7 protein-coding genes are annotated in these 9,721 nt (G+C 69.4%); all 7 read left to right on the forward strand.

From position 1 onward, the window contains the following. Positions 1 to 45: 45 nt before the first annotated feature. The 7 genes from KV100_RS14015 (at position 46) to asnB (ending at position 9,718) form a co-directional block, all read left to right on the forward strand. Complete coding sequence (locus KV100_RS14015) at positions 46 to 1,269, forward strand: class I SAM-dependent methyltransferase (protein ID WP_220343635.1); 1,224 nt, start codon at positions 46 to 48, stop codon at positions 1,267 to 1,269. A gap of 22 nt (positions 1,270 to 1,291) precedes the next feature. Then, positions 1,292 to 2,608 (forward strand): glutamate-1-semialdehyde 2,1-aminomutase, encoded by a 1,317-nt coding sequence (locus tag KV100_RS14020; RefSeq protein ID WP_220343636.1) that lies wholly within the window; start codon positions 1,292 to 1,294, stop codon positions 2,606 to 2,608. Between the two features lie 118 nt (positions 2,609 to 2,726). Then, entirely contained in the window at positions 2,727 to 3,749 is a 1,023-nt protein-coding gene (locus KV100_RS14025; RefSeq protein ID WP_220343637.1) for an NAD(P)-dependent oxidoreductase, read from the forward strand. Next, positions 3,746 to 5,068, forward strand: a complete 1,323-nt coding sequence (locus KV100_RS14030; protein ID WP_220343638.1) for a DUF4910 domain-containing protein — start codon at positions 3,746 to 3,748, stop codon at positions 5,066 to 5,068. Before KV100_RS14025 ends, KV100_RS14030 begins: the two co-directional genes overlap by 4 nt. A 155-nt stretch (positions 5,069 to 5,223) precedes the next feature. After that, positions 5,224 to 6,543, forward strand: a complete 1,320-nt coding sequence (locus KV100_RS14035; RefSeq protein WP_220343639.1) for a nucleotide sugar dehydrogenase — start codon at positions 5,224 to 5,226, stop codon at positions 6,541 to 6,543. Continuing rightward, positions 6,540 to 7,805 (forward strand): glycosyltransferase family 4 protein, encoded by a 1,266-nt coding sequence (locus KV100_RS14040; protein ID WP_220343640.1) that lies wholly within the window; start codon positions 6,540 to 6,542, stop codon positions 7,803 to 7,805. Before KV100_RS14035 ends, KV100_RS14040 begins: the two co-directional genes overlap by 4 nt. Positions 7,806 to 7,816: 11 nt before the next feature. Then, positions 7,817 to 9,718, forward strand: a complete 1,902-nt coding sequence (asnB, locus tag KV100_RS14045) for an asparagine synthase (glutamine-hydrolyzing) (RefSeq protein WP_308291443.1) — start codon at positions 7,817 to 7,819, stop codon at positions 9,716 to 9,718. Positions 9,719 to 9,721: the final 3 nt, after the last annotated feature.

A 9,721-nucleotide genomic window follows, 5' to 3' on the forward strand; every position in this document is an offset into this window, starting at 1 on the left:
CACGATCGAAGGGCCAGGCGGAGAAGAACGCAGAAGGGGGATGGCATGGCTGCTTGCCGACTGTGCGGGGCGACCCTCACGCACACCTTCGTCGACCTCGGGATGTCACCGCCGTGCGAGAGCTATCTGGCGTCGGAGCAGCTCGACCAGGGGGAGACGTTCTTCCCTCTGCACGTCCGCGTGTGCACCGAGTGCCTGCTCGTGCAGCTGCCCGCCTACATCGCCGCGGAAGACATCTTCAGCGACTACGCCTACTTCTCGTCCTACTCCGACTCCTGGGTGGCGCACGCCAAGCGGCACGTCGACAACGCCGTCGAGCAGTTGGTGCTCGGTCCGGAGTCCTTCGTCGTCGAGGTCGCGAGCAACGACGGCTATCTGCTCCAGCACGTGGTCGCACGCGGGATCAAGGCCCTCGGGATCGAGCCGGCTGCCAACATCGCGGCGGTGGCCAACGAGAAGGGGATCCCCACCGAGGTGATGTTCCTCGGTGAGGAGATCGGGGCCAAGGTCGCCTCCACCTACGGACGCGCGGACCTGGTCGTGGCCAACAACGTGTTCGCCCACGTGCCCGACATCGTGGACTTCGCCAAGGGCCTGCGGGAGCTCGTCGCCGACGACGGCTACGTGACCATCGAGATCCCGCACCTCTTGCGGCTGATCGAGGGCAACGAGTACGACACGATCTACCACGAGCACTACTCCTACCTCTCGCTCCTCACGACGCAGCGCGTGCTCGCGACCGCCGGCCTCAGCGTCGTCGACGTCGACGAGCTCACCACCCACGGAGGCTCGCTGCGGACGTGGTCGACGCCGCGCGAGAACGCGTCGGAGCCGTCGGCGTCGGTGCGCCGGGTGCTGGCCGACGAGGCAGCCGCCGGGCTCGACACCGTCGAGGGCCACGACGGTTTCGCCCCGCAGGTGGCCGACGTGCGCAACGACTTCGTGGAGTTCCTGATCGACCAGCAGCGAGCGGGCAGACAGGTCGTGGGCTACGGCGCGCCCGGCAAGGGCAACACGCTGCTCAACCACTGCGGCATCCGTGAGGACCTGATCGAGTTCGTCGTCGACCGGAGCCCTCACAAGCACGGGATGTTCCTTCCCGGGACCCACATCCCCATCCACCCCGTCGAACGGCTGGCAGAGGCGCGCCCGGACTACGTCGTCATCATGCCGTGGAACCTGCGGACGGAGATCGCTGAGCAGCTCGCGTACGTGCGGAAGTGGGGAGGCCGGCTCGTCGTCGCGCTCCCTCACCTCGAGATCCTGTGACCTCGGCGGCCTGGGGGGTGTGATGCCGAAGGCGCACACGTCGAGCCGTGCGGCTGCGGAGCGTCTCCAGACGCTCGTTCCGGGCGGAGCGCACACCTACGCGAAGGGCCCGGACCAGTATCCTGCCGACCTCGCCCCCGTCATCGCCCGCGGTCGCGGCTCCCACGTCTGGGACGTCGACGGGCGCGAGTTCATCGAGTACGGCTCCGGCCTCCGGTCCGTCGCCCTGGGCCACGCCCACCCCGAGGTCGTCGCGGACGTCCGGGCGTGCCTCGAGGACGGGTCGAACTTCGCCCGCCCGAGCGTGCACGAGCTCGACGCGGCCGAGGACTTCCTGTCCACCGTGCCGACGGTGGACATGGTGAAGTTCGCCAAGAACGGCTCGGACGCCACGACGGCAGCCGTCAAGCTGGCGCGGGCCGTGACCGGCCGCGACGAGGTTGCCATCTGCGTCGACCACCCCTTCTTCTCCTGTGACGACTGGTTCATCGGTGCGACGCCCTTGGGCGCCGGGATCCCGAAGACCGTCCAGTCCTTGACCGTACGGTTCCCGTTCGGCGATCTCGACGCCGCACGCGCGCTCTTGGAGGAGCGGGCCGGGAAGATCGCCTGCCTCGTTCTCGAGCCGGAGACAGCGCAGGCGACCCCGGAGGGATATCTCGCTGCGCTGCACCAGCTGGCTCACGAGCACGGCGCGCTGGTCGTGCTCGACGAGACGATCACCGGATTCCGTCGCTCCGAGCGAGGAGTCCAGGGTCTCGTCGGAGTACGCCCCGACCTGACGGTCTTCGGGAAGGCGATGGGCAACGGGTTCGCCGTGTCCGCGCTTGCCGGCCGCCGCGAGGTCATGGAGCGCGGAGGGCTCGCGACCAGCGATCCGCGCGTGTTCCTTCTGTCGACGACGCACGGTGGTGAGACGCACGCGCTCGCTGCCGCCCGCGCCGTGATGCGCATCTGTCGCCGAGACGGTGTCGCGGCGCGACTCGACGCGGTCGGTCGCCGCTTGCGGACGCTGGTGGAGGAGGTCACCGCCAGCGAAGGCGTGGCCGATCGTGTCGTGGTCCGTGGCCGGCCGTGCAACCTGGTCTTCGCCACCCTCGATCCGTCGGGTGCGCCGTCCCAGGAGTACCGGACGTTGTTCATGCGCGAGCTCCTTCTGAACGGTGTGCTGGCGCCCTCGTTCGTCGTCTCGGCCGCTCTGACCGACGAGGACCTCGAGCGCACCGCCGCCGCGGTGGGCGCCGCGTGCCGTACCTACCGCAAGGCACTCGACTCGGGTGACCCGCTCACATGGGCGGGCGGTCGCGCGGTCAAGCCCGTCTTCCGAACGTTCGCGTGACTCGCGAGCCGGCCGTCATTTTCTCAATGCCGTCTCGCCCGACGGACTTTGGTGGAAGGATCAAAATCGCCTCAACCGGACGATCCGGACGTCTTCGCACAACCTCAGAAGGTCTGCCATGCGCGTACTCGTCAACGGTGACCGCGGCTACATCGGTGCGGTGCTGGTGCCACTCCTCCTCGACGCAGGTCACGACGTCGTCGGCCTCGATGCCGGCTGGTACGACGGCTGCGACTTCGGTGCCCAGCCGACGGACTACACGTCGCGGACGGGCGACGTCCGCGACGCCGATCCGGAGGACCTCGAGGGATTCGACGCGGTCGTGCACCTCGCGGCCATCTCGAACGACCCCGTCGGCCACCTCAACCCCGAGGCGACCTACTCGGTGAACGCGCACGGTGCAGCGCACATGGCGCGAGTCGCGAAGCAAGCAGGCGTCCCACGCTTCCTGTTCTCCTCCTCGTGCTCCCTGTACGGAGCCGCCGGTGACGCGCCCGTCGACGAGGAGAGCCCGTTCAACCCGGTGACGCCGTACGGCGAGAGCAAGGTCATGGCCGAGCGCATGATCTCCGCGCTGGCCGACGACGACTTCAGCCCTTCCTACCTCCGCAACGCCACGGCGTACGGCTCGTCGCCCAGGCTGCGTGCCGACATCGTGGTGAACAACCTGACCGGGACCGCGTTCACCCGTGGCGAGGTCCGGCTGCAGAGCGACGGGAGTCCGTGGCGCCCGCTCGTGCACGCCGAGGACATCGCGCGCGCCTTTCTCGCCGTCCTCGAGGCGCCGAGGGACGTCGTCCACGACCAGGCGTTCAACGTGGGACGGGACGAGGACGTGCTTCAGATCCGCGACGTCGCCAACGCCGTGTCCGCGCGGATGGGTGCGCCGGTGACCTTCGCGGACGGGGCGAGCGCCGACAAGCGCGACTACAAGGTCGACTTCACCAAGATCCGGTCGCTGCTCCCGGCGTTCGAGCCGGCGTGGACGGTGCCGGACGGGATCACTCAGCTCGCCGACGACATGGCACGCATCGGTCTGGACGGGGCCGACTTCGAAGGGCCCCGCTACGTGAGGCTCGAGCAGGTGAACCGGCTGAAGGCCGACGGCGTGCTGGACGACATGCTGCGCCTGACGCGATGAGTCCCGCTGCGCCGCGCGTCGACATGCGTGCGCAGATCGAGCGGCTCTACCCGATCTGCCGCAGCATCACCGGTGACGGGGTCCGTGAGACGCTCGAGGTGATCGGAGCGCGGCTCCCGGCACTCGAGGTCGTGAGCGTGCCCAGCGGCACCACCGCGTACGACTGGACGGTCAACGACGAGTGGAACGTGCGCGAGGCCTACGTCGCCGACAGCACCGGCCGGCGGGTGGTCGACCTCGCCGACCACACGCTCCACCTCGTCGGCTACAGCGTGCCGGTGCGGGCGACGCTCACCTGGGACGAGCTGCGTCCCCACCTGCACACGCTTCCTGACCACCCTGACTGGATCCCGTACCGGACGTCCTACTACCACCGCGACTGGGGCTTCTGCCTGACCCGGCGCCGGTACGACGAGCTCGCGGACGGCAGCCGCCCGGGACCGTACGAGGTCGTCGTGGACGCGACGCTCGGGCCTGGTGTCCTCAACTACGGCGAGCTTCTGATCCCCGGCCAGAGTGCGGAGGAGGTCTTGTTCACTGCTCACGTCTGCCATCCGTCGCTCGCCAACGACAACCTTGCCGGCATCGCCGTCGCCGTCGCGCTCGCCCAGCGGATCTCGGCGCTGCCGCAGCGTCGCTGGTCCTACCGGTTCCTGTTCGCGCCCGGCACGATCGGGTCGATCACGTGGCTGGCCGGCAATCCTGACGCGCCGTCGCGGGTGCGGCACGGCATGGTGCTCACCGGGCTCGGCGGGCCCGGACCCCTGGTCTACAAACGGACACGACGGGGCGACCGCCGCATCGACGACGTCGGCGCCTCGGTCGTCGAGCGTCGCGACGGCCAGGTGCGCGCCTACTCGCCGTACGGGTACGACGAGCGACAGTTCAACGCGCTCGGGTTCGACATGCCTGTCGGGCGACTCTCCAGGACACCCCATGGTGAGTACCCGGAGTACCACACGTCTGCTGACGACCTCGACCTCGTCAAGGACGACAAGCTGGTCGAGGCGCTGGACACGGTGTCCGAGGTCGTCGACGTCCTGGAGAACGATCGCGTCTACCGCAACCTCGCCCCGTACGGAGAGCCGCAGCTCGGCAAGCGTGGCCTGTATCCCTCCACCGGAGGGCGCAACGCGAGCGAGACCGTGATGGCGATGCTGTGGATCCTCGCGTACGCGGACGGTCAGATGTCGCTGCTGGAGATCGCGCGCCGGTCGGATGTCGGCTTCGGGCTCCTGAAGGACGCCGCGCAGACCTTGTGCGAGGCGGGGTTGCTCGCCGACGAGGGGTCGGCTGAGGGGCGCTTTCAGCTGAGGTGAGCCGAAGGGGTGTCCAACGAACCAGTTGGGCGGGAAATACCTTTCGTACGGGTTTTAGCAATTCCTGAAATCGCGACGAAGCTGTCCCTAGCGTGATCGGTATCACGGCCTCGTCTCGGGCGAGGCTCCGCCTCGGACATGCGCGGAGGGGTTGCATGAAGGTCGTCGTCTTCGGACTCGGATACGTGGGAACGGTCACGGCGGCCGGTCTCGCCCGCGAAGGGCACCAGGTCGTCGGCGTCGACGTCGACGACATGAAGGTCGAGACGATCCGGTCGGGCTGCTCGCCGGTCGTCGAGCCGGAGATCGAGGACCTCGTGCGGGCGGGAGTCGCGGCCGGCGCGTTGACGGCGACGACCGATCCCGTCGCCGCCCTCGACGGGAGCGAGGTCTCGCTCATCTGCGTCGGTACGCCGTCCGGCTCGCACGGAGAGTCCGACCTCTCCTTCGTCCGCTCGTGCGTCCGCGACGTGTACGACGCGATGGCGCTGACCTCTCCTTCCGAGTCCGGTCACCACGCCGTCGTCGTGCGGAGCACCGTCCCGCCCGGCACGGTGTCCTCGGTCGTGGCGCCCGTCTTCGCCGACGGCGCGCCCGGAGACTGGGACGTCGGGCTGGCGATGTGCCCGGAGTTTCTTCGGGAGGGGACCAGCGTCGCCGACTTCTACGCACCACCCTTCGTGGTGGTCGGGACCGGTGACCCGGCGACCGCGGCGACGCTCGACCGGCTGTTCGACTTCCTGCCGATGCCGGTCCACCAGGTCGGCGTCGAGACGGCAGAGTCGCTGAAGTACGCCTGCAATGCCTTCCACGCCGTGAAGATCTCGTTCGCCAACGAGGTCAGCCGCGTCTTCAAGCCCTTCGGGGTCGACGCCCGCGAGGTGATGGAGATCTTCTGCCAGGACACCAAGCTGAACATCGCGCCGACCTATCTACGCCCCGCGTTCGCCTACGGCGGCTCGTGCCTGCCGAAGGATCTGAGGGCGCTCCAACACCTCGCGAGGATGCACGACGTCGACGCACCCCTGCTCGCAGGGACCGCACTCTCGAACGAGCTCGTCGTCAGACAGGTCACCGAGCGGGTGATCGCGCTCGACGAGCGCAAGGTCGCCCTGCTCGGCCTCAGCTTCAAGACCGACACCGACGACCTCCGGGAGAGTCCCAACGTCGAGTTCGCGGAGCGACTGATCGGCAAGGGGTTCGAGGTCTCGATCTTCGATCCGATCGTCAACCCGCACCGGCTGGTGGGGGCCAACAGACGGTACGTCGAGGCGAGGCTCCCTCACCTCAACCGGCTGCTCGCACGCTCGCCGGGGGAGGCGCTCGACGGCGCGGGCGTCGCGGTCGTGTCCAGCGGCGACCACCACGTCCACGAAGCCCTCATGGACGGCGCCCCCCGGCACGTCATCGACCTGCACGGTCACCTCGGGGACGACATCGAGCACCTCGTCGGATACGAGGGGGTCGGCTGGTGACCGGTGGCCGCAAGAACGGGGACGCGCCGCGCGCCCTGATCATCATCCAGAACCTCCACGTCCCGTTCGACCGGCGGGTGTGGTTGGAGTGCCAGACCCTGCGCGACGACGGCTGGAGCGTCACGGTCGTCTGTCCACGCGGCCCCGACTCGCGACCGCACGAGGTCATCGACGGCGTCGAGGTCTTCACCTACCGGCCGTACGCGCCGGGAGGCGGAGCGCTCGGCTTCGTGGTCGAGTACCTCTACTCGTTCGCGACGACCCTCTGGCTCGTTCTGAGGGCGCGCCGGCGAGGCGGGGCGTTCGCGCTGCTCCAGGCGTGCAACCCTCCGGACATCTTCTGGCCGATCGCCTGGCTGCTCCGACGGCGCGACGGCACGCGGTTCTTGTTCGACCACCACGACCTCTGTCCCGAGCTGTACCAGTCGCGCTTCGGGCGCACCGGTGACCTCGCCCATCGCGGCCTGCTCCTCCTGGAGCGCGCGACGTTCCGGACGGCGGACGCCGTGACGTCGACGAACGAGTCGTACGCACGGATCGCCCGCGAGCGCGGAGGGAAACGTGACGCGGACGTGACCGTGGTCCGGACCGGACCCGACTCCGAACGCCTCCAGCCGGTCGGCTCCGTCGCCGAACTACGACGCGGACACCGTCACCTGGTCGCCTACATCGGGGTGATGGGCCCGCAGGACGGTGTCGACCTTGCCCTCGCGGCCGCCGCGCACATCATCAACGACCGGGCGCGCGACGACATCGCCTTCACGTTCATGGGCGCCGGCGACTGCTGGCCCGACCTCGTCGCCGAGCGTGACCGACTGGAGCTGCAGGCTCATGTCGAGTTCACCGGGCGGGTCCCCGACGACACCGTGATCCAGGTGCTCTCCACCGCCGACGTCGGGCTGTGCCCCGACCCGAAGAACGCGCTCAACGACGCCTCGACGATGAACAAGACGATGGAGTACATGGCGTTCGCGCTGCCCGTCGTCGCGTTCGACCTGCACGAGACAGCCGTCTCCGCCGGCGATGCCGCCGTGTACGCGGCCGCGAACGACGTGACGGCCTTCGCCGAGCAGGTCATCGGACTGCTCGACGACCCGGGGCGTCGTGAGGCGATGGGCAAGCTCGGCCGCGAACGCGTCGTCAAGCACTTGGCCTGGGAGCACCAGCAAGCCGGTTACCTTGCCGCCTGCGCGGCCCTGCTGGGGAGGGGGGCACACGCAAGCCGTACTCGGGCCGGCACTGCCTCGCTCGCGAAAGGCTGACCGTGTGCGGCGTGGCAGGAGCGTTCCAGCAGCCGGACGGCAAGGAGCTCGTGGTCGCGATGAGCGAGCGGCTCGGTCCCCGTGGCCCGGACGCGAGCGGGCTGGTCGAGACGAGCACGCCGTCGATGTCGTGCGTCCTCGCCCACCGACGCCTGTCGATCATCGACCTCTCGTCCTCCGCCGACCAGCCGATGGTCAAGCACGGGCTCGTCCTCGTCTTCAACGGCGAGATCTACAACTACCGCGAGCTGAGGGCGCAGCTGAGTGCCCGGGGTGCCGAGTTCGCCACCGACTCCGACACCGAGGTGCTGCTCGAGGCGTGGAGGGAGTGGGGCACGGGTGCCCTCGCGCGGCTGCGAGGAATGTTCGCCCTGGCGGTGCTCGACCAGGCGGACGAGTCGCTGACGTTGGCGCGCGACCCCTTCGGCATCAAGCCGCTCTTCGTCCTGCCCCGCGGGGAGGGCATCCTCTTCGCCTCGGAGCTCAAGGCCCTCGTCGCCGCCGTCGGCCCCGAGCTCAGCGTCGACCCGACCGGGCTGGTCGCGTCCGCTCTCTACTACTGGCTCCCGCCGGACGTCTCGGCGGTCGCTGGCGTGACCAAGCTCCCGGCGGGGACGTGGCAGCGTCACGAGCAGGACGGAAGGACCCGGAGCGGCGTGTTCTGGGACCCGGTCGAGGAGGCCGCAGCGGCGGCGGCAGGACCTCGCGCCGACGTGGGACAGGTGATCGCCGACTCGGTCGACGCCCACCTGGTCGCGGATGTCGACGTTGCGACGTTCCTGAGCGGCGGACTCGACTCGAGCCTGATCACGGCGCTGGCGCACCGTCGCAACCCTGACATCGAGGCGTACACGATCGCCTTCCGCGCGGTCGACCAGCGGCTGGAGGCGATGCCGGACGACGCTCGGTTCGCTCGGCAGATGGCGGCGAGCCTCGGCATCAGGCTGCACGAGATCGAGATCGCGCCGGATGTCGTCGACCTCCTCCCGACGATGGTCGACGTGCTGGACGAGCCGATCGGGGACCCGGCCGCGCTGAACACCTATCTGATGTGCCACGCGGCACGCGAGTCCGGAGTCAAGGTCCTGCTCTCGGGGATGGGCGCCGACGAGCTCTTCGGTGGCTACCGCAAGCACCTGGCGTGCCTGATCGCAGCCCGGTACCGCCGCGCCCCTCGCCGGCTGCGGCACCTCACGACCCGGTGCGTCGATGCGATGCCGGTGGCGGTCGCCGGCCGCGGGGTGCGCAGCGTGCGGTGGGCTCAGCGTTTCGTGTCGTTCGCGGACCTGCCGGAGGAGGAGGCCTTCCGTCGCAGCTACACGCTCTACGCGCCGGACGACCTTGCTGCCCTCGTCTCGCCGGAGCTGGCGCCCGCCGTCACGCAGGTGGTCGACGGCCACCGCGCGACGTACGACGAGGCGACGCTCGACGACCAGATCGCCCGGATGTGCCTGATGGACTCACGGATGTTCATGAGCGGCCTCAACCTCACCTACACCGACCGCGCGAGCATGGCGGCCTCGACCGAGGTCCGCGTGCCGTTCGTCGACCCGTCCGTGTTCCGGGCTGCCTTCTCGCTGCCCGGGCGAACGAGGATCTCCGGACGGCACCAGAAGGTGGCGCTCAAGGAGGCGGCCCGCCAGTGGCTCCCGGACACGATCGTCGACCGTCCGAAGGCGTCGTTCGGAGCGCCGTTGAGGGCGTGGGTCACGACCGATCTCCGAGAGCTGCTCGACGACGTGCTGGTCGAGGGGGAGCTCATCGGGAGCGGCGTCGTACGCCGGGACCCGCTCCTGCAGATGCTCCGGGACCAGCGGGCGGGCCGGCGGGACATGTCCAAGCAGCTCTGGCAGCTGCTCAGCCTCGAGCTCTGGTACCGCAGCGTCCGTCGCGCCGGCGTCGCCGCGATCTGAACG

Origin of the sequence: Mumia sp. zg.B21 (assembly GCF_019550855.1) — a bacterium.
In the GTDB taxonomy this organism is placed as follows: Bacteria; Actinomycetota; Actinomycetes; order Propionibacteriales; family Nocardioidaceae; genus Mumia.

Coding starts and splice junctions, on each gene's coding strand:
- KV100_RS14015 (WP_220343635.1), top strand. CDS start 46: ATGGCTGCTTGCCGACTGTGCGGGGCGACCCTCACGCACACCTTCGTC.
- KV100_RS14020 (WP_220343636.1), top strand. CDS start 1,292: ATGCCGAAGGCGCACACGTCGAGCCGTGCGGCTGCGGAGCGTCTCCAG.
- KV100_RS14025 (WP_220343637.1), top strand. CDS start 2,727: ATGCGCGTACTCGTCAACGGTGACCGCGGCTACATCGGTGCGGTGCTG.
- KV100_RS14030 (WP_220343638.1), top strand. CDS start 3,746: ATGAGTCCCGCTGCGCCGCGCGTCGACATGCGTGCGCAGATCGAGCGG.
- KV100_RS14035 (WP_220343639.1), top strand. CDS start 5,224: ATGAAGGTCGTCGTCTTCGGACTCGGATACGTGGGAACGGTCACGGCG.